14 protein-coding genes are annotated in these 22,778 nt (G+C 36.1%); 9 read left to right on the top strand and 5 right to left on the bottom strand.

The features are described from left to right. Window positions 1-48: 48 nt before the first annotated feature. Window positions 49-3,057: a sensor histidine kinase gene (locus L2586_RS08650; protein WP_235292478.1), complete on the bottom strand. Its 3,009-nt coding sequence runs from the start codon at window positions 3,055-3,057 to the stop codon at window positions 49-51. 125 nt (window positions 3,058-3,182) lie between these two features. Continuing rightward, the gene (locus L2586_RS08645; RefSeq protein WP_235292477.1) at window positions 3,183-3,353 is read right to left on the bottom strand and encodes a hypothetical protein; all 171 of its coding nucleotides are present in this window, start codon (window positions 3,351-3,353) and stop codon (window positions 3,183-3,185) included. A 68-nt stretch (window positions 3,354-3,421) separates the two neighbouring features. On the opposite strand from L2586_RS08645, the gene holA reads away from it, so the two are divergent. After that, complete coding sequence (holA, locus tag L2586_RS08640; RefSeq protein ID WP_235292476.1) at window positions 3,422-4,423, top strand: DNA polymerase III subunit delta; 1,002 nt, start codon at window positions 3,422-3,424, stop codon at window positions 4,421-4,423. On the opposite strand, the gene L2586_RS08635 is transcribed toward holA, so the two are convergent. Further along, complete coding sequence (locus L2586_RS08635) at window positions 4,415-4,978, bottom strand: helix-turn-helix domain-containing protein (protein WP_235292475.1); 564 nt, start codon at window positions 4,976-4,978, stop codon at window positions 4,415-4,417. The two genes, holA and L2586_RS08635, sit on opposite strands and share 9 nt — an antisense overlap. Window positions 4,979-5,098: 120 nt before the next feature. Then, window positions 5,099-5,749 carry a response regulator transcription factor gene (locus L2586_RS08630; protein WP_235292474.1) on the bottom strand — a complete coding sequence of 217 codons (651 nt, stop codon included), beginning with the start codon at window positions 5,747-5,749 and terminating at the stop codon, window positions 5,099-5,101. Between the two features lie 263 nt (window positions 5,750-6,012). Between L2586_RS08630 and L2586_RS08625 the strand changes: the two genes are divergently transcribed. The 8 genes from L2586_RS08625 (at window position 6,013) to L2586_RS08590 (ending at window position 22,303) form a co-directional block, all read left to right on the top strand. Further along, window positions 6,013-7,746, top strand: coding sequence for a hypothetical protein (locus L2586_RS08625; RefSeq protein ID WP_235292473.1), 1,734 nt, complete (start codon window positions 6,013-6,015; stop codon window positions 7,744-7,746). Window positions 7,747-7,751: 5 nt separating this feature from the next. Continuing rightward, a complete protein-coding gene (locus L2586_RS08620; RefSeq protein ID WP_235292471.1) occupies window positions 7,752-11,807 on the top strand; it encodes a hypothetical protein in 4,056 nt (1,351 codons plus the stop codon). Between the two features lie 18 nt (window positions 11,808-11,825). Then, window positions 11,826-13,787 (top strand): fibronectin type III domain-containing protein, encoded by a 1,962-nt coding sequence (locus L2586_RS08615; RefSeq protein WP_235292470.1) that lies wholly within the window; start codon window positions 11,826-11,828, stop codon window positions 13,785-13,787. Between the two features lie 21 nt (window positions 13,788-13,808). Next, window positions 13,809-14,558 carry a phage baseplate protein gene (locus tag L2586_RS08610; protein ID WP_235292469.1) on the top strand — a complete coding sequence of 250 codons (750 nt, stop codon included), beginning with the start codon at window positions 13,809-13,811 and terminating at the stop codon, window positions 14,556-14,558. Between the two features lie 48 nt (window positions 14,559-14,606). After that, the gene (locus L2586_RS08605; protein WP_235292468.1) at window positions 14,607-20,249 is read left to right on the top strand and encodes a T9SS type A sorting domain-containing protein; all 5,643 of its coding nucleotides are present in this window, start codon (window positions 14,607-14,609) and stop codon (window positions 20,247-20,249) included. Between the two features lie 90 nt (window positions 20,250-20,339). Beyond that, the gene (locus tag L2586_RS08600) at window positions 20,340-21,158 is read left to right on the top strand and encodes a helix-turn-helix domain-containing protein (RefSeq protein ID WP_235292467.1); all 819 of its coding nucleotides are present in this window, start codon (window positions 20,340-20,342) and stop codon (window positions 21,156-21,158) included. A gap of 55 nt (window positions 21,159-21,213) precedes the next feature. Then, window positions 21,214-21,756 carry an SRPBCC family protein gene (locus L2586_RS08595; protein WP_235292466.1) on the top strand — a complete coding sequence of 181 codons (543 nt, stop codon included), beginning with the start codon at window positions 21,214-21,216 and terminating at the stop codon, window positions 21,754-21,756. 4 nt (window positions 21,757-21,760) lie between these two features. Continuing rightward, window positions 21,761-22,303: a DUF4287 domain-containing protein gene (locus L2586_RS08590; RefSeq protein WP_235292465.1), complete on the top strand. Its 543-nt coding sequence runs from the start codon at window positions 21,761-21,763 to the stop codon at window positions 22,301-22,303. Here L2586_RS08590 and L2586_RS08585 read toward each other — a convergent pair. Next, window positions 22,290-22,727 (bottom strand): hypothetical protein, encoded by a 438-nt coding sequence (locus tag L2586_RS08585; protein ID WP_235292464.1) that lies wholly within the window; start codon window positions 22,725-22,727, stop codon window positions 22,290-22,292. The genes L2586_RS08590 and L2586_RS08585 overlap by 14 nt on opposite strands. Window positions 22,728-22,778 lie beyond the last annotated feature (51 nt).

Genomic DNA, 22,778 nt, shown 5'->3' with positions numbered 1-22,778 from the left:
TTATTTCTGATTCTTTTTTAGAAGTCGAAATGTAAGGAATTTTTGAAACTATTGCGGCAGCTGAATTGGAACAAATAATTTGATACGTGTTCCTTTACCCTCACTTGTTTCAATTTCTAACTTTGCATCAAGGATTTTAGATCTTTCAACGAGCGTCTTCATACCTAAACCATCTAAGTGGTTTAAGTTCTCCGTTCTGAATTTGAAGCCTTTTCCAAAATCTTGTAGTGAAAAAAGTACTGAAGAAGCTGTCTTTTTAACTTTAAATGATGCGGATTGAGCATTAGAATGCTTAACCATGTTATTCAGTGCTTCTTGAATTATTCTGTAAATATGCAATTCGGACTTAGGAGGGAATAGATTATCTATAGGATCTATTTCTGCTTCAATAAAAGTATCCGTTGATTCATCGATAGAATTTACAAGTGATTGTATAGCAGCAGTTAACCCATGCCTTTCTAGAACGGAAGGGTGTAATCCACTTGAAATAGCTCGCAATTCTTCTAAGGTTTCTTTAGTGAGTAGTTCCGATGATTTATCTCCTAGAACTTTTATTTTCATACTCAATAAGACAAGTTTCTGACCTACGCTATCATGCAATTCTCTCGCGATTTCTGTCAATTGGGTTTCTTGAGCTGTAATAATATCTCTGGAGAAAGTTTCATGCATCCGAACTCTATTTCTTGATGCAATAAAATACCAAAAAATAATGGCGAACATTCCTAAGAATGTGAGAGACAAAAACCACCAAGTTCTGTAAAAAAAGTCTTTTGCAATTATTTCTAAATATAAAGAATTACCTATTTTTTTCTGGTTGAAACTGATAGCCTCTATTTCAAGATTATACCTACCAGGTGCTATATTAATCAGGTCTATTTTCTTAGATGATCCTAATTTAGACCATTCGCCATCGTTGATTCTGTAGTGATACTTGATGTTTCGGACAAGGTTTTCGCCAAGTACAGAATATTCATAGGTCAAGTTTCTATTCTCGGGAGGCAAAACAATAGGATTTGCTTCTTGTAATGACAAGACATCGATCTTTTTAACCACTTTATTTTCTTTCTTACTGAAATATTGAAGTGAGATAGGTACTAAAGTGGAAGATTTAGAAGATGGAAGCAAGGAGTCTGGATGGAAATAATTAAGCCCTTTTAATGTACCTAGGAATAAATAGCCTTCTTCGTTTTCAAATGCACTGTACCGATTGGCTTCATAATTAGTAAACCCTTCGTCTTCATTGAACCGATATTGTGTTTTGGTTTTAGGATTATACTTAACAAAACCACCGAAAGTACTGATCCATAGATTTCCTTTTTCGTCATTTTGAACATCTGCAATACTTGCCTCTAAAGCATCTTGGTATATTAGTTTAAATTGCTCTTTGTCTGGATCAAAACTATATAATTTACCAGATCGACTTCCTATTAGAAATTTGTAAACAGGATGTTTTGATATGCTTAGAAGGTATTCGGATGATTTCGTTTGATCAGGAATTAAGAGTTTACTGTTTCCCTTGTGATAGATGTACAATCCTTTCTCAGTTGCACCTAATACCTTTCCATTGTATAGATCTATATCTTGAAAATTTAAAGTGTCAGTTAAATCCAGATCTTCATAAATTTCTTTTTCTTTATCAAATCTGAGGAGCTTAAATCTTGTCGTTCCGGTATAAATATAATTTCCATCTTCCACCATCGACTGCGCAGGGAAATATATAAATTGGGTCAGCTCATGGGTCTGCAAATCAATTTTACAAACCCCATTTTCGTTATTGGTCCAAAGAGTATTTCCACTTTTGAATAGGTTTCTATTGAAAAATGGAATAAAGGGTTTTCCATTTAATAGTATTTCAAAGGGTTCCGTTGTCCTTTTTTTAGGATCAACGATAAAGTATCCATTCAGCTCTGTTGCAACTAAATATCGATCTTTTTCAATTTTCATGATTGATCTAATACTGTATTGGGTTAAGAAGGTAGCCACTTGATTACTTTCAAAAATAAGTTGATGGAAAGTCCCATTTTCAGCTAAGTATAGTGACTTATGAATGTTAACAGCGGCATGTTTAAACTGCCTACTTCCTTCTATGTAATACCCTTTACTTGGGACGTCGCCTAAGGAATCTTTTACAGCAAACTCAGATCCATTCTTTACCAATGTTTCTTGAAAAATATGGCCAGAATCATCACTTTTTACGATGATATTCAGGTCTATATTATCATAGGAAGACTTAGACCATTTTCTCGAAGCAGGATCGAAGCTATAAAAATCTGGAGATTGATGGAACTGATAATAAATGGTATCATTATACGTGAATAGGTTTTTAACCATATGTTTAAATGGATCTTCAGAAAAATTTGGGTCTATACTTTTGGGAGAAATAATCGAAGACTTTCTAGTTTTTAGGTCAAGAAAGTGAATACCTACATGACTATCGTGAAGTATTAATCCTTCATCATATTTTCCGATGTCACTTACAAATCCAGATCTATCTGAAGTTATTTCCGCAAATAATTCTGCTTTATTGTTTTCACCTACTTCATAAATTTTACAGAATTGTTCTGAATTTACACAAATAAGCAACTTACCTTTATAGTTAAATATTTTCGAAGCATGATAATGTACATCCTTTTTTAAGGGAATTATAATTTCTTTATATTCTAAAGTTTCAGGATTTAATGTATAATATCGATTAAAGTCATCTAATGTTACGGAAACAATGATCTCACCATTAGGTTTATTGAAAAGATCGATGCTCCAGTAGAATCCGGAAAGGTCACTGGGTAGTGCAATTCTCTGAAACGACATTCCATTAAATCGCTGAATTATACCATCTAAGTTTTCATTTTTATATAAGTCTAACCTTTTAGCTAATCCAGATATCCAGACCCATCCATCATTCCCAATGATCATAGAATTGACAACTGTAATGTCAAAACCATCATCTATTCCATATTGGTAATGATGTAGGGGATTATTTCGACTATTTTCAGATTGACAAAAAACAAGTTGAATAAGAAAAATAGGTACTATCGCTAGGATATGCTTTAATTTCATTTGTGGTTAAATGTATGGAGTAGAAATATACTTTTTACTTATTTAAATTCCGGATTTTAGTCATGTTTTTGTGGAGAAATTATTGATACAAAGAGATTAATATGAGTGCCTTCTCTTTTTTTGCTTTAATTTTCTATTTGGCGTTGAGGATTTTTGATCGCTTTACAAGTGTCTTCATTTCTAGACCTTCTATTTTTTTCAATTTTGCTAGGAAGTTCAGCATCAGCTAATTTTATTGATTCGTCTGTTCTTATACCTGCTTTCAATGCTTTGCTAAATAGACTATTACGAATCATCAACAAAAATTAATTGAAATAAAGATATAAGAATCTTTTTTATCTACTTTTACACTCTAATATTTAATATGGAGTCTCGAGATATTTTAAAGGAACTGAAAGCTGGTGTTTATAAGCCTATTTACTTCTTGTCAGGGGAAGAACCTTATTATATTGACCAGATTTCTGATTACATTGAAGATCATATTCTTGATGAAGGAGGAAAAGCATTTAACCAAGTAATCCTCTACGGAAAAGAAGTAGACTTTAAAACAGTAGTAGATAACGCTCGCCAATTTCCTATGATGGCTCCATACAGAGTAATCATTATTAAAGAAGCGCAAGAGATGAAATCTCTCACTAGTCTACAGTCTTATATAGAAAATCCGTCACCACAGACGATCTTAGTAATTAATTACAAATATAAAAAAGTAGATAAGAGAACAGGATTCGCTAAAGCGATTAAGGCTAATGCAGTACTGTTAGAGACGAAGAAAATATACGACAATCAATTACCAGGATATATCGATCAGATTGCGAAATCTAACGATCTGAAAATTGATCAAAAGGCAAATGTTTTACTCGCTACTTATATCGGTGCAGACTTGTCAAAGATCAACAATGAGATAGGGAAACTGGCATTAAGATTAGAAAAAGGAGAAACCATTAATGCACAGCACATCGAAGAATTCGTTGGGATATCTAAAGATTATAACATCTTCGAATTACAAAATGCGCTGGGGAAGCGTGATAAAGTAGTTTCTTTCAGAATTGTGGAGTATTTTGCTTCGAATGAAAAGAAGAATCCGCTAATCGTCAGCATTAATTCTCTCTATGGATACTTCACAAAAGTATGGCAGACACAATCATTATCATCATTGGATGACAAGTCATTAGCGAGTAAGATTGGTGTTTTTTCTAGTTTCTTCATGAAGGATTATCGATTAGCTGCACGAAATTATTCTAAAGATAAACTGAAAAGAATTCTTTTAGACTTGCAAGAGTATGATGGCTACAGCAAAGGGGTAGATCGAAGAAATCCCGATCAAGGAGACCTTCTGAAAGAACTGGTTTTCAAGATCCTAAACTAAAGGTGGTTTATAACCAAATCTCGATTCAAATTTATCAATGAAGTAAGACTTTTTACCAAATCCTAAATACTTAGAGATAGTTTGGAAATCAACTTCCATTTCAGTATTAATGATTTCCTTAGCTAAGGCGAATCTAATGTCATTGACAAATTCTTGTGTAGATCTGCCATTAATCGCCTTTATTTTTCGTCTTAATTGTCTAGAACTGAGATTCATTGCCTCCGCTAGAAATTCTCCTGAAAACTGATGATTAGAAAGATTCTTAATGATATAAATTGTAATAGCTGCAAGCCATTCATCTTGGATTTCTAATACTTCAATAATTTTAGCCCCATACTTTTGAGACAAGGAAAATTCCATAGCTTTAATTGGGTTGTGAGAATGTATAGTAAAAGAAATTTGATCTTCTTGAAAATGATCATTGATTAATGATTTCAGCTTGTTAAGAAAATCAGAGGTCTCAATTTTAGATAGATTAAAAATGAGTTCAACATTGTCGTTTACCAATGCATCGTTAAATGATTGTGTTTGATTGTTTTTTGTGGAGTAGATCATGCTATTAATTAAATAATGTAAATAATTATAACAGGGCATTAATTACATTATAAAATTAAGAGATCGTGTAGAGGTAGGAAATACGTATGTACCCTTATTTATGTACGTGGTAGTACGTAGTTAGAGGTTATATATTAAATCTTTATTGCCAGAAACCCAATTCATCAAAGCATATTGGCCGTTTTCTAGTAATAGTTTTTTAATGATGTTGCTTCTGTGCTTTTCAACCGTTCTTTCTGAAATATTAAATAATTCACCGATCTCTTTCGAACTTTTTCCTTCGGCAATTTTCTTGATAATTTTCTTTTCGGAAGGGGAGAGTTTATCTAATCTCAAACTTGGAATGTCTTCTATTAAGGCCTCTTTGTCTTGTAAAGAAGTACTAATGAAGTTTTCGTTCTTAGCAATGGCATAAATACAGTTCTCGATATCTGCAAGTGCATCTTCTTTGAGTAGAAAACCTTTCACTCCTTTTTGCTGGCCAATTTTAATGGTAGCTCTGTCTATCTGATAGGAAAGTAATATGGTATTAACTGCCAGTTCATTTTTATATACTAAGTCCGCTACATTTAAACCTGTCATGTAAGGCATATCGATGTCTAATATTGCAAAGTCGGGTTTCAAATCGATAATGAATCTCCATGCTTCACTTCCATCTCGTGCTTGTTTCACAACTTGAAATCCTCGACCTCTTAGGAAATCCCCTAAACCTTTAAGCAACAAAGGATGGTCGTCAGCAATTAAAATGCTTATTTGGCTTGGGTCGATCATATGGAAGGATACTTGATTTTTACAAATATCTGAATTAGATGCTTAATACCAAGGATATTGTGTAAGATTTCTTACATATTACATATTGTTAAAACATGTAATTTTTGATATAAGGTGTTGTAGTTCAGACTAGTATGTTTTTGTTGTCCGAAATTTGGTCCACTTTGTCCGATTTGTGGCTTACAAAAACTAGCATTTTGCTTCGTGTCTTTGTCATATTTGTATGAGAAGTAAACCTAAAACTTTATTCAACCCCAAGAATAATGAAATCGAAAAATAACTCAAGAAGAAACAATTTTAGTATTAGTGCATTCTGTTTGCTTATTTGCTGTCTAATGCCGATATGCAATTTGTCTGCGCAAAGTATTGCTTCAGAAGAGAGATCAGATCTAGTTAAAATAACAGGTGGCTTTGCCATAAACTTAGGAGCTTATCAATCCTTTGGAATAGAATCGAGACGAGATCCATTCTCTTACTTATTCGCAGGGAATTTGAATTTCAATATAAAGGGCGTCAATATTCCAGTAGGTGCAAGTTTTTCCCAACAAGAGACCCGATTTCTTCAACCATTTAACAGATATGGATTATCTCCGAAATACAAGTGGGTTCAGACACACTTTGGCTACCGAAACATGGATTTTAATCCGTATACTCTAAATTCTCATACTTTTTTAGGAACAGGTTTTGACATTGACATACCAAGTAATAAAGGTCCTAAGATTAGTGTTTCAGCAATGTATGGAAGACTTAGAAGAGCGATAGAACCAGCTGAAGCTTCCATTAACGGTGGTTTAGCAGCATATAAGAGAAATGGCTATGGTTTTAAAGTGAAATTGACTAATAGAACAAACGCTGGCACCTATTTTTCGACGGATATGTTCAAGGCGAAAGATATATTAAATAGTGTCGAAACACCCTTAGACCTATCATTGATCACCCCTAAAGAAAACCTCACCCTAGGCTTTAGGGGGCAGGTCAATTTACTGAAAAATATCTACGTTAATGCTGATCTAGGTGTGTCCGCTTTAACTAGAGATCAGCGAGCGGAAGTATACACTGGAAATATTCCTAGCTTATTTAGTCCTTTCGAATCTTTATATAGTAGCAATAGTTCTACCCAATACACGAATGCTTATCAGACTGGGATCACTTACGCTAACAAATATTACAGTGTTGGGGTAGAATTTGAACACATCGACCCAGGTTATGAAACACTTGGATCCTATTACTTTCAGAATGATTTGGAGAACATAACGGGACAAGCATCCACGACCCTTAACAATGGAAAAATTAGATTGAATGGTTCATTGGGAAGTCAGCGAAATAACTTGGACAGTGATAAAGCAACAAGAACGAATAGAATAATCGGTTCTTTCGGCTATAATCATAGTATTTCTAATCGGTTAAGTACCAATTTTAATTTCAGTAATTATTCATCTAGCGTGAAGGTGGTGTATGAAGAACTGACAGATTCGGTGAATTTATTTCAAGTGAACACGAACATTAGTGCGGGAGCGAATTACCTATTGAATAAGAACAATAGCAACCAAGCTTTAATAATCAATGCCGGATACCAAGTTGGAAATTCAAGAGATGAGTATCGAATTTTTGATAACACAACGAATTTCATAACGCTGAATGTTGCCCATATGTGGAGAATTGTAACCAAAGATATGAGCCTAAATACAAACTTAAGTTATGCTAACAACGAAACAGGGAATAACTCTTCCACACTTGTAGGACCGACCGTTTCCCTTAGTAAATCACTCAAATCAAGAGGGATAAAACTTTCTTACGCTATTGGATGGAAGCAGAATGTGCTCGATGGTGCTGCAAGTTATCAGCTCTTAACGAATAGATTTAGATTGAGTTACCGATTGAAAAAAATAGGAAGCTTAGGAGCTGAATTATATCTATTAAATAAGAATGATCAAGGTCCTCAAGATCGATCCTTTTCAGAATTAAGAGCGAGAACGAGCTATAAATACAACTTTTAGAAATTATGAAACCTCAAAACCTCATTTACCTCGTGGTGCTGGTACTTGTTAGTATATCTGAATATGCTTTCTGTCAAATAAGTCCAGTTAATGCCCAGTTTAATTTCTCACCACCATCTTCGGTTTACCTGTCGGATTACACCTTACCTGGCTCTAACAAATTGCAACTGATGGTGAATCTGAACGATGAAAATGAAGATTTCCTAGATGTTTTTTTGAAAGTGGAAATAAAAGGGAATGGAGTAATCTTGAAAAGTAATCCAGATTATAATTATTCACCTGTAACACTGAATACAGGGATCAATATGCTAAGCGGCTCGGATATAGAACAATATTTGAATCCGGCGAATATGATTATAACTGGTCTCGATCCAGCCGAATTTATACAAACCTCCATCTTACCTGAAGGCATGTATACTTTCTGTGTTACCGTAGTAGATTTTCTTAGAAGAGACAAAGAACTTTCTATGCAATCTTGTAATACAGCAACCTTATTAAAGAACAATCCACCTACGAATATTTCTCCACAATGTGGGCAACCTGTAGTTGCTGGAGGTGTGCAGAATCTACAATTTCAATGGCAGGCTAATCATGATAATAGTATCATGGCTGAGTATAGCTTGAAAATAGTAGAAGTTTTGCCTGGGGTATCACCTAATGACGCCATGTTAGGAGCGAATACACCTATCGTTGAAGGTTTAACGTCAACAATGAATCAAATTCTGTATGGCCCCGATCAACCAGAACTAGAAATTGGACATACTTATGCATATCGAGTTGATGTTGAAGATATGGAAGGTTTAACAACTTTCGAAAATGATGGTATCGGTGAGGTATGTGTATTCGAATATGGATATGAACTAGGTGGAACTGTAGATTTGATAGCGCCTGAAGTTGGGGGATCAATGAAAGGAGAAGGGAGTACAGTATTTCAATGGGGAGGCCCGAGTAATGCAAGACCGGGTGATCCTATTTATTACAGATTTAAAATAGTAGAAGTAATAGAGGGACAAGATCCCGTGGAAGCCATGACAAATAATGGTTTAGTGATAGATGACGTTACGGATATTGCTGTTAATCTAAGTTCGTACAACTATATTTTAGAAGAAGACTTGGGGACAGAAGCTAAGTTTGCTTGGCAAGTAGAAGCTTATGTAGATGATCAACTAATCGCGTCTAGTGAAGTACGGCCATTTGGAACAAGGCCTTTCATAGATCATTTTACGGCTGGTGGTCGAAGAGTAGAAGTACTGAGTGTCAGTAACCAAGATCCTGAAAATTTAGCCGGGAGAGGAAGCATGCAACTCATCGAAGGCGGCGCACCAACTCCAGTAGCTTTTTCCGGGTTGAATATTGGAATATATCCAAGTGGGAACATATTAGAAGATGGCTCGATGGTTTCTGAAATTCCTGGTGGATTAGATATTGAATTAGAAAGCGAAGATGACCTAAATGCTGAATTTAAAGCAACACACGTCGTTTTGGATACCAGGGAGTTAAGATTAAGAGGTAAAGTTGAATGGGTATTCCCTTTAGCATCCACTTCCACTGGAGGAGTAGCTAAAGTCTTTTCAAAAACGATGGACGTTGACTACAATAAGTTTAAAATTGTGGATGATGTAGATTTTGAAAATCAGTCATTTGAATTACTAGATCCATATGGTTATGTTATAGAATTATTAGAATCGTCTAAGTTTATTATACGTGATGACAATGTCGTTGTTGATATGACAGGAAGTGTCACACTGCCAGATTCATACAAGACAGCTAGCGGAAATAAAGCTGTTTTCCCTTTTGAAAACATAACGGATTTAGAATATTTTGAAGGTCAAGATTATTCTGATGTAGAGTCATTTTTAATATTTGAAAAGGACAAAGTTAGCTTGAAGCCAGGGTCTGCAATATTTGATTTTTCAGATGCTCAATCTCCTTCGGGTGGAAGCAGTGAAGATTCATGGAAGGGTGTTTATTTTCCAAAGTTTGTAATTGATTTTCCACTTGACTTTGATGCTTCAGGACAATCCTTGATAGATGAATCTTTTAATAGAACTTTCAATAACTCAGATGGGTCAAGCAAAGCCTGGATCGATGGCAATGGAATCACAGTTAATGCTGCTTCAGATGAAAACTTAGAAGCTAAGTTTAATGAGTTCGAAGGTAAATACAAAAAATGGAAAATAACTTTGGATGAGGGTTCAGTAGATGATTCTTATATCAGTGGATTTATTAAAATTCCATTGCTGAGTGACGAAGAGTTTGCTTATACGATACCTTTTTCTAATGATGGTTTAGCTACTGGAAAATTAGATGAAGAATTAGATAATTATGAAGTTACGATGATGGCTGGTGACGAGCAGAGGGAAATGATCTTGACGATTCATAGTGCAACCTTTGGAGATCAAAACAAACTCAACTGTTCTGCTTCTTTAAATTGGCCATTCTTAAATGCTCATAACGGTGGACCTTCAGATGGGCTATATTCTACAAGATTCGATATTTTCGGAGATGGGAATATTGGGTACGATGGTGCGAATAATATGATTCCACTAAATAATACGGGTACAGGAAGACTAGGTGGTTCTTTCCACGCGACAGTTGACAGTATAGGGGCTGGATTTGCTGATAATTCGTATTTCTTCGTCGCGAGCTTAGTGGTTAATTTAGGTAATCAATTGGCAGGTGAAAAAGGAGTGACGAGAGCTTTGTTTTCAACTTCCAAAGAAGTGGCAGAAGATATTGAAATTAAAGGTAAGGAATTAGCAGGTACGATTACAGGTAAGTTAGGATATCTGACAGGAAACATTCAGATTCCGGATTTAAGTATTGTAGTTCCAGGCATTGTTAGTGTTAAAAGTCAGGCTGTTAGTTTTACTACAAATGACAGCATCTGGGGAGCTAGTTTCAAAGGTAACATCATAGTAGATGTATATAAACCTAAGAAATTTAGTATATCGGCTAATGTCATTGTAGGCCACAATCCGACTTCAGACATCGCATTCTTTTATGGAGAATTAGGTGCAGGCCAAGTAGATTTAAAAACATTTAAAAATGAGGATGGTAGTCTAGCCAATTCAACAGTAGATAGTTATAAAGATCCATCACACTTTGCGAAAGGAGTGGTTACAGATACAACAAAGAATGACCTCTATCTTAAAGTTGGTCCTATTGCTTTCACATCGATTAGGCTTAAAATATTTCATAACCTAGAATATACGGAAGATGCAAAAGGAGCGATCGTTTTCCAACCAGTTACAGCTGGAAATAATTCTTGGGGTTTTGGTGGAGGATTAGGTGGTCAATATGAAAATGGAAAAGAATTCAAAATGTATTTGGGAGGCTTCGGAATGACGAAGAATGGAAATCTTGAGACTTTAGCTTTTGATGTGAAAGGGACTGTCATGGATGATATTGATTTCAATGGAAGCGTCCTGCTGATGTTCGCTGCTCAGCGTTACCAAGTGACAGCAGGTGTGAGCTTTGAAAGTCCGTTGTGTGTAGAAACTCAAATCTGGGTGGATGTTGACATCCCGAGGCAAAAAGTTGTCGTGGATCTCGGAAAACGAACTCAGAAAATCAATATTAGTCAAGGTGGTTGTGTAGGGATAGGTGGCGAAGGATGGTTTCATATCGCCATCGATGAGGCTAAAGATTCCATCGGTATGGAATTAGGATTGGGCTTTGTCGCAAGATTTGAAAAGAAGTCTGACTGGTATGTTCTTGTTCCGATGATTTTAGAAGCCAGAGGAGTCATGAATGCGAAAATAGGTGTTGGTCTTTTTGGCAATGTTTCAGTGGAATGGATGAGTGGGGAAACAGTCTGGTACTGCAGAAATATAGGTGTTTATCTGGATGCCATGGCATCGATCAATGTAGAAATCAATACCCCAGCTGGAGGAGATGTGATCCCCATAGCATCCGTTGCCATAGCCGGAAGTGCGCAACTTGATATTATTCCAGCACCCGTAACGGCATCAGGTAAACTTGCAGGGACTGTCACCATTCTTGGTGTTTCAGCATCTATAGAATTTGCATTTTCAGGATTATCATTGGGAGCAGCTTAAATCGTTATGAAAAAAATGATGAAACATATAATATTACTCATATTTATACTGCAAGGTTATTCCAACTTTGCACAAAACGAATTGGTTAAAACAAAATCAATAGATGGTACTATTTTAGTCAAGTGGTTTCCAGAAGAATTGGTTAATGCCGATGGTTTTGACGTCTTTCGATCTGAAAATGGCGGGGCATACATTAAGCTGAATGAAAGCCCAATTAAAATTGACATAGAAGAAATTGCTAATGAGCAAGATCAAGAATTAAAGAATTATAAACAAATGGCTGCCCGATATGTAGAAGGTGCCCAAGATGAGCCACTTCTTAAATTCTACATACTTGTTAAATCCATGGTTTCCGATGATTTCGCAAAATTTATTGGAATAAGGTATGATGATCATAATGTTATAAAAGGGAAAAATTATCGATACAAGATAGAGCGTACAGCTAACAACAGCCAACTCGGTATATCTGAAGAAGAAAGTCTGGAAACGGATTTACCAGTAGCACCTCCGAAAGAAACGAGGTTAGCTTTTCAGAGCGGTTCAAGGAACACTTTTACTTGGTTGCCAGAAACAGATCGGTATTTTGCGGTCAATGCCTATCGGCGGGCTGATGGAGAAACAACATTTACAAAGATTAATAATACACCAATTATACCTGGGCAAGCGCCTGATGAGTTTGGCATAATTCGGTATCCAGATTATTTTTTCGAAGATACTTTGGTAACTAAGGCTTCCTACTATTATGTATTTAAGGCAATAGATGCGTTCGGTGATGAAGGACAAGGAAGCCCTGAAATATTTGTCAAATCATTAGACGAGACTCCTCCTGCTAAAGTTTCTGATATCACGCTTTCTAATACAGATACGGAAATAACTATTGGGTGGGATAAGTCAAGAAGCAATGATGTTAAAGGATACAATGTTTATAGAAGCTTTAATGGTGATACAACTTACGTTCAGAGAAATGATAAGTTGCTCACTGGAACGAGTTTTGTCGATCCGATAGATCGTCCAGGCACATATATGTATCACATAGAAGCATTGGATGAAGCTAAGAATTCAAGCCTTTCAGAATTAAAATACATCATAGTTTCAGATTTGACTCCGCCACCTAATCCTTATGACTTGGGTGTTAATGTGGAGCCAGGGAAAGTTAGTTTGACTTGGAAAGGAATAAAAACCGATGATTTTTGGGGATACAAAATTATGAGGTCTGATAAAGAAAATCCTACAAAAGATGATTTTCAGTTGATTATTCCTGAACCATTAAAAGAAGAAAAATATGAAAATATACTGGCGGGTGAATCCGAGCTTGCCTTGTATTATGCGGTTGCAGCAGTTGATACCTTTAATAACGAAAGTGAATGGCTGATTTCTGATAAGGTCATGACACCTGATACAGTATCACCACAGGCACCAGTAATTGTCAATGTTACTAGCCAGGAAGAATCGGTAAATCTTCAGTGGATTGCTAGTCCAGATCTGGATGTAGTAGGTTACCAGGTCTTTCGATGTGAAAAGAGTGATAAGAATTGGGTGAGTATAAATGATGACCTCGGTGTAGATGCCCTTACATTTAGCGACAAGAACCCTGTTCAGGGCGAAATGCTTTGCTATAAAGTAGTTGCGAAGGATGATGCTGGAAATATTTCACCTGCATCTAATGTGTTTACTATTAAGTCGAAATCTAAAGATATTTCGGGTGAGCAACGTATTAATTTGTCGGGTAGCAAATATAGAAAGAATAAAAAACAAGTAGAATTAGAGTGGGAGGAGGACAAGGATTTTCAGTATCGGGGCTATATGGTTTTTCGATCTGAAAATGACGGAAAATTAAGTCCAGCTTCGGCGCTTTTGACAACGACTACTTACGAAGATAAGTCCATTCAAGAAAATACAAATTATCAATATCAGATAAAGGCATACACTGTCAAAGGTGTAGTGCTAATCTCTAATATTCAAACCATAACCATCAAGTAAAAGTCAGAAAATATATCAATTATGAAAATTGTAAAGAAAATAAAAATAGCCCTCACTGCATTGTCGATAGTAGTTCTTGCAGGATCAGCATTACATGCCCAAAAAGTTGGAATTAATACCCAAACTGTGCCCGCAGACGCAGTGTTAAATATTGAAAGCGGAGGAAGCAAAGGGATGATTCCACCTAAGGTATCAAATGGAAATCGACCTTCGTCAGCAACTGTGGGAAATACCATCTATAATACAACAGATGATGCATATCAAGTTTATACTGATCTAGGATGGGAAACCATTGGAACACCGAAAGGAGGAATAATCATGTGGCGAGGCACAACCGCTCCAACTGGTTGGGCGATATGTGACGGAAACAATGGAACACCAGATCTTAGAGGTAGATTTATAGTTGGTACTGGAAATTCTGGAATAGGGGGAACGACTACATATGCATTAAACGCTACAGGAGGGGAACAAACCGTTACATTGACAACAAGTCAATTACCTGCACATACACATGGATCAGGTACACTAACAACGGATGATTCAGGTTCCCATTCTCATGGCCTAGGGTCTAGAGGTGTAGTTCTGAGCTGTGTTGGTTGTAATTCTGGAAATGTTGCTGATGGATCTACTGACGATTCAGATATAAGTGGTACGAAACAAGGAGGTAATCATAGCCATGATGTTACTGGTAATACTGGATCTGCTGGGACTGGAAATGCCCACGAAAATCGACCACCATATTATGCCCTTGCTTACATCATGAAACTTTAATTTTTAATGGCTTTGAATCCATTTAAATAACCCCATTATGCAGTAAGAATGAAAAGAAATATACTTTATATAACCTTATTTTCCATCCTTGGTATATGTCAAGTAAAGGGACAAACTGCCTTTTATTGTGAAAATTGTAATGTTAATCTGAGAAATGGTGCAATTTTATATGTGGAGGGTGATTATGTAGATAACTCTTCCACTGAAGGTATGCAGATGGTCTCATTGGATTTAAGTCAAATATTAGTAACAGGTAATATTATTCAAAATGGAATTACCAATTTATTTAAAGTCGGTGATCGAACAACGGTTAATTTCGCCGGTAATGGAACTCAATTTATCCAAGGCTCTTCTGCCGCTCAAACTAATTTTTACAATGTGGATCTAAGTTCCTCTGGTGATAAAACCTTACAAAGAAACATTTCCGTTAACAATATTTTTTCTACTAATCCAGGTAACTTAAAGCTTGAAACATTCACCTTGGAACTCGTTCTAGATCCTAGTTATGGCCCTAGATTATTTGGAGATGGAAATCATGAGCCGAAGATCTTTAACGAATCTAATACTGGAAGAGTCTATGGCATCAATGGGAAAATAAGAATAGAAGGAATGGCAAGTTCATCTTATTTTGACTCATTTAAAAATCTAGGAAACATTGGTGCAGAATTATTGAAACCCGGAATGACGGACATACATATAGAGCGAGGGCACCAACCCCAGACTATAGGAACTAATCAATCTATTAAAAGATATTATGACATTTTATCAGGGAATTCTGATCCAACTGGAGGTAGTTTAAAGTTTCATTATTTAGAAGGTCCATTTACCGATATTCCTAACATTTCCAATGAGGAAGATTTAGTTTTCTTCAAGAGAAATATTAATAGTCTGGGCACTCTAGAAGGTGGAGCTCCTTGGCTAAATGACTCTATTTCAACAATTAATATATCTGGGAATAATGCGACCAGAATGGACGTTCCTAATTTATATGATGAGAGATTTACGCTCGTAGAATGTTCCGCTCCAGCAGTTTCTGCTTCAAGCAATGTGGATAGTGTTTGCGTCAGTGAAACTGTAACACTGGATGCAGGTTCAGGAACAGGCTGGACATACTTATGGAGCAATGGTGAAGCAACTCAAACCATTGATGTTTCTAAGAATTTCATGGTGACAGAGAAATTTTATGTTATTGTGCAAGATAGCAGAGGTTGTGTTGCAAGAGATTCCGTGGAAGTAGCTTGGTTAGATTATCCTACTATTGATTTTACTCCAGCAACTGAAACAGTATGTGATGGATCAAGTTTAGAATTAAATCCAACTGTAACTGGCACGAATTTAAGTTATTTATGGTCTACAGGAGAGACGACACCGACGATAATGCATACATCTGATGGTAATCAAAGCATCAATTATAGTGTTACGGTAACTTCATATAACAGATGTGCTATTAATGCATCTAAACAAGTGGATGATGCCATGAATCCTGTCCTAGATCTTGGTGAGGATATTGTTAATTGTGATGGAGATCCACAAACCATTATTGCGGGACCTGCATCTGGATTTGTATATGAGTGGCGAAATGACGAAGAAACGGTGTTAAGTAATAGTCATCAATACACAGTCAGTGAAACAGGTTATTATAGTGTTGATGTGACAGAAATTGCAACAGGATGTAACACTTACGATGACATTCGAGTGGGAATAAGTGATATTCAATTATCCTATACAAAAAATGATGTTCAGTGCAATGGCCAAGCTGGTGGAAATATAGTCTTAACTATCAATGGGGTATCGGGAGACTACTTAGTAGAATGGTCGAATGGTGCAGAAACGGTGGACTTGTCAGGTGTGGTTGCTGGAACCTATAGTGTCACGGTTACGGATATGGAAGGCTGCTCTGCTAATTTGCAAAATATAACGATCGCTGAACCAACTGCAATGTCAATTAATCCGATTATAGTAGATGATTTATGTGATCTAGGAAGTGGTTCTATCATTTCTAATCTTTCTGGAGGAGTGCAACCATATCAGTCTATCAATTGGTATAACCAAAATGATCCTCAAGGCGGTCCATTTGCATCTACACAAGATGTAACTGGCTTATCTTATGGAGAATACGTAATTAGTATAATTGATGCGAATGGTTGTCAGTTTGATGAAATACTAACTGTTCAAGGAGGCCCAATTAACCCAACTTTTACTCCTGTTATTATAGATATTTCATGCCCTCAGGCAAATGATGGATCAATTGCAATAAATAATGTTAGTGGAGGGAATGCACCTTATAGTTTTGCTTGGTCTAGTGGAGAAACTACATCTTCGATCATGGACCTTGAACCTGGAGATTACAGTGTGACCGTAACAGATGTTAATGGCTGTTTAATGCTAGATGAAGAATACAGTATTATAGCTCCTGATGAACTAGAAATCAATTTAGTAGAACAACAAAATGTATTATGTAATGGCGATGCTTCTGGAAGTATTAGTATATCCGTAACGGGTGATGCTGCTACTCAGTATAGCGTTCTATGGTCTACAGGAGCAACTTCCGAGGCAATTGCTGGAAGGCTTGCTGGACTTTATTCTGTCACAGTAACTTTCGGTAATAATTGTATGGAAACGATGGATTTTGAAATTACGGAACCTGCAAAAATGGGAGATAACCCAATCATTCAGGATGATCTATGTGGAAATTCAGGTGGTTCTATTTCAACGGGAATCGTAGGAGGTGTAGGGCCTTATACCTATAAGTGGTCTAACGGTGCAACTACACCTGATATTTCAAGTCTTAACAAGGGCACCTATAGTCTTACTATTACAGATGCTAACAATTGTACATTGCTAAAAAGCTATTTTGTCGACGATGTGCTTCCATTAACGTTAAGTGAAAAGCATCAAGATTTACTATGTATCGATGATCAATCAGGACGAATAGATATTTTGCACACAGGAGGAACTCCAATTAACACGTACTTATGGGCGACTGGTGAGACGACTAGAATTATAGAGGGTCTATCGGCTGGAACTTACTTTGTTACAGCTACTGATGCTAATGGATGTACAGACAATATTTCTGTAACCATCCAGAATCCTGATCCTATCATTGCAAGCGCAAACGTAACAGATGCCACATCGACTGGTGCGGCTGACGGGTCTATCAACCTAGATGTTTCAGGAGGAGCTGGAGAATATACTTTTTCATGGTCCAATGGAGAAACCACCCAAAATCTGGACAGCTTATTAGCTGGTATATATGATGTTACTATTATAGATGCTAACGATTGTCCTTTGGAAAAATCATTCGTAGTTTCCGAACCTAATTCGATTTTAGTTGAATCTGAAATTATTAATTTGACATGTTTTGGAGATAACTCTGGTAGCATTCAGCTTAGTCTAAGTGGTGGGGTAGAACCTTACTCCTACAGCTGGTCTAATGGTGAGAATTCTAAAGACTTATCTGGGCTAAGCGCAGGTTCATATTCAGTGACTATTTATGATAACGATGGCATTACCACATTTAAATCCTTCGAAATTATAGAACCAACCAAGATCGAAATCGTTTTCGATAAAACAGATGTTCAATGTAATAGTGAGATGAGTGGTTCGATTACTGCTTCAGTTTCTGGAGGTTCTGGTGAATACATGTATGTATGGTCTTCTGGAGAAGGAACGAATTATATTGAACAACTTACTGCTGGAAATTATGAATTAGCGGTTACGGATAACAACGGATGTCAAACCGTTAAGAGTATAGCAATAGAAGAACCTGAATTACTATCAGTAACAATCTCTTCGAATAATGTAAGTTCTACAGATGCTAGTGATGGAAGTATTTCCTTAGAAGTAAATGGAGGAACTTCTCCTTATACTTACCTGTGGTCTAATGGCCAAATTTCTTCTACAATTTCAAACTTACCTGGAGGAGATTATTCAGTAACCATTAGCGATAAAAATGGATGTTCTATTGTTTCGTCAGCTATGATCTTCGATCCTTCTTCCATTTCTGCTAGTGCTGATATCGTGCACATCGATTGTGGAGGAGACGCAAGTGGAAGTATAGATATCACCATGGATGGTGGAAGTGAACCTTATGAATATTTATGGTCTAATGGAGAGGTAGCAGAAGATATCAGTGGCTTAGTTGCGGGTGAATATAAGGTTACGATTACAGATAATAATGGCCTAATTGCGAGTTTTACTTATGAAGTAACTGAAACAGATCCGATTACCATAAACAGTTCTGAAATACAAGATGTAGATTGTGGAGGAAGCACTGGTTCTATTTCAATTGCCGCAATAGGTGGAACTGGTGTACTTACTTACTTATGGACATCTGGAGAAACAACGAATTCTATTGAAAATAAGGAGGCTGGAAATTATGAAGTTACCATCTCAGACGAAAGTGGTTGCTCAATAACAGAAAATTTTGAAATTGCTTCTTCAAGTACTATCGAATTGGAAACATCTTTTGAAAATTCTTCTTGTGGAGAAAATTTCGATGGAAGTATAGATTTGACCATTTCAGGAGGTAGTAGTCCTTACACCATCAGCTGGAGCAATGGACAAATCAGTGAAGACTTAATTAATTTAGGCCCTGGTACCTATGTCGTAACGGTTACCGACTCTAAATCATGTAATGCAACTACTTCTGTTACTATAGAAGGCGGAGCTAGTTTTACACTACAAGGAGCGGTGCAGGATGTTTCTTGTTTCAATGCAAATGATGGCGCTATTGCTATTTCAGTAGATGGTGGAAGTGGAGAATTGACCTATGAATGGTCTAATGGAGAATCTTCGCAGGAGATCTCAGGCTTAGATCAAGGAGTATATTCTGTTACGGTTACAGATGAAAATGGCTGTTCAGATGAGTCAAGTTTTGCTATTTTGGAGCCAGATCCAATGACATTGAATCTAACTTCTTCGTTAGCTGGTTGTACATCAGAAAATGATGGAAGTTTGTCTGTTCAAGTTAGCGGTGGATCATCACCGTTTACATACTTATGGTCGACATCAGCAACTAGCTCACAGATAATAGGATTGAGTCCTGGAACATATACTGTTACAGTTACAGATGCTGGTGGGTGTTCTTCTACATTGACAACAGAAGTACAAAGAACCGATCAAATGTTAACGGCTAAGTTTCTTGTGGCCTCACCGGTAAGAGAAACAGAGACATTGCAGTTTCTAGATCTAAGTTTTCCTAAGCCTAATAGTTGGTTATATAAATTCGGCGATCTTAAAAATTCTACTTCACAAGAAGAAGATCCATTATTTAGATATCCTAATGATCCTTCAGTGGCAGAATCCATCTACAATGCAACGTTGATTGTATCTAGTATAGCATGTATAGATTCAACATCGAAGGAAGTAAGAATTATCAATACAAGAAGTCCGAATACGGAGAACCCTAATAATGTAATAGAACCATTTTATACTGAAATTGAAGAGGTGAAAGTCTATCCTAATCCAGCAATGGAATATGTGAATACAGAAATTTCTCTTAACCAAAAAGACAAAGTTGACATTCGACTGGTTAATATGAATGGTCAGATATTGAGACATTTTTCAATGAATGCATCACAAGTGTATTTTGAAAGAATAAATTTAAAAGGGTTAACTGCTGGTTATTATTTTATCTATGTGACCAGTGGTGCGGATAGTGTAATCAAGAAAATTGTTGTTGTGAAATAGTTAGCAATAGTACGGAAGAAAATAATATAGCAGTGAGGCGAAAATCCTCGCTGCTTTTTTGTATTTATACAATTTTAATTCTAAATCATCATGGTTTACCACGCTTTAGATATTGAAAAAGACCTATCGGCTTACGTAGAATCGGTCTTTTATTTTCGTGATTTTCATCCTGATCATAGCATTGAAAGGGTAGTTCCAACAGGCCATGTTTTTCTGTTAATCGAGTTAGATGATTTACCTCGTTTTACGTATGAAAATATTGACCTAAAAGAAAAAGATCGCTTTACTAAAGCTTGGATTTCAGGTACACAAAAAGACTTTCTTTCCATTTCAGCTCCACAGAAATCTTCGATGATGGTTGTTCAGTTTAAGCCTTTAGGTGCTTATCCTATTTTAAAAACGGACTTAAGTTTGATAGCTAATAAAGTGATAGATGCAGAATTGGTTTTTAAAGGAGCTGTATTAGAACTTAGAAAGCTAATTATAAATTCAGTTAATGTAAATGAAAAATTCGCTTGTGTATGTAAGTTTCTGAATACCCATTTAGATAGGTGCATAGTGGTGCCTTCTGATATTATATCTTTATTTGACTTGCTTATAACGACTCCTTTTTCGAAGCATAAAGAAGCGATCGGTTCTATAGGTTACTCGCAGAAACATATTATCAGCCAGTTTAAAAAGTACCACGGACTCACTCCTAAACTCTCACATCGAATCTTAAGATTTAATAGAATATTAAATTTGATCCAGAATAAAACGAAAGTAAATTGGACTGATATTAGCTATCAATGTGGTTTTTCTGACCAATCTCATTTTATAAAAGAGTTTCAGCAATTTTGTGGCATTAATCCTAGCGATTTTATCATCAATAATCATAATGATGAACTAAATTTCTTCCCTATAGCCTAGCAGGTTAATTTTTTACAATTATTGTTATTTCATATTACTTACATTAGCTCTTAATATGAAAACTAAATTCACAATTGCATTCTTTGTTTTATTTTATGTCAATGTTTTAGCTCAAGTAGAATCAAAGATCGATTCCAGTATAAATGGAGAATTAATCTTAGCGCAGAAATTCGAGGTCAATGCATCAATAGACGAAGTATGGGAAGCATTCACAACAAGCGAAGGATGGGAAAGCTGGGCTGTTACCAAAGCAAAAGTAGATCTAAGAATAGGAGGTAGTGTGAAATCGGTGTATAATCCAGAAAGTACAATAGGGGACAGCACAACAATTACGAATAATATTTTAAATTTCGTACCTTATAAATTAATAACTCTTCAAGCTGAATTAAACCCTCACTTTCCTGAATTTATCAAAGATGATTCTGAACGACTTTATAATGTAATTTTATTTGATGACCTCGGGGATGATCGAGTAGAAGTGACTTCATACGGAATCGGATATCGAAATAATGAAAAATATATGAAGCTTATGCAGTTTTTTATAAAGGGAAATGAGATGTTATATTTGAAATTAATAGAAGAATTAGAAAAGAAATAAAAGGATGGAACAAGCATTAAAAACAATGATCGACAATATGCCAGAAAAGACTGGTAAATCATTAGATGAGTGGAAGAAAATATTGAAAGCTAAGAACTTTGCAAAGCATGGAGAGGCGATGAAGTTTTTAAAAGGAGAACACGGTGTTACCCACGGATTTGCGAATACAATCGTGAGTTTGGCGAAGAAAGATAATGAGGAAGAAATAGATTTAGTTGCTGCACAATATACTGGGAAAGAAAGTCTTAGACCTATTTATGATGAGATCATCTCGATCGTTTCTGAATTCGGTGACGATGTGACCATTACCCCTAAGAAGACAAGTGTCAGTTTAATTCGTGCTAAGCAATTCGCATTGATAAAACCAGCAACTAAAACAAGAATCGACCTTGGATTAAAGATAAAAGATCAAGAGCCAACAGGGATTTTGGAAAATTCAGGCCCTTTCGGAACCATGTGTACACACAGAATTAAGATATCTGGAGTAGATGACTTAAATGAAGAAGTGGTTAATTGGATGAAAACGGCTTACACTAGGAATCTGTAGTGCCAAAAATCAATTTTCTGACCTCATTTCCTAGTAAGGCAAAAGGCGTATAAATAATTACATCTGCTATACTAAACCAAAGCGGATGCGGAATCGAAACTAGATTCAACACGCCAGCAACTAAAAGAATTAATCCCACAAATAAGGCAGCACTACGTTTTTGAACTTTAGCCATTTTACTAGCAATAAATCCGCCGACTAAAGCTCCGATTGCATGTGCAAAAAGTACCGTAATAAATGCACTCATAGGCAAACTACTAATATGGTTGGCAACTGCGTCTAAATCGGTAGGATCAAGGTTTTCAGGATATGGATGCATCGAATTACTTACTCTTTCAAGGATGCCTATTACAATTGCACCAGCAACAACGCCTGAAAGAATTGAGAAAATTCTATTGACGATCAATTTAGTTGTTTCCTTCATTTTAGCTAATTTACAATTTCATTTAAGAAATGGAATGAAAAGCTAAGTGAA

Origin of the sequence: Portibacter lacus, assembly GCF_021533215.1 — a bacterium.
Taxonomy (GTDB): domain Bacteria; phylum Bacteroidota; class Bacteroidia; order Chitinophagales; family Saprospiraceae; genus Portibacter; species Portibacter lacus.
This window is presented reverse-complemented; position numbering and strand designations above follow the sequence as displayed.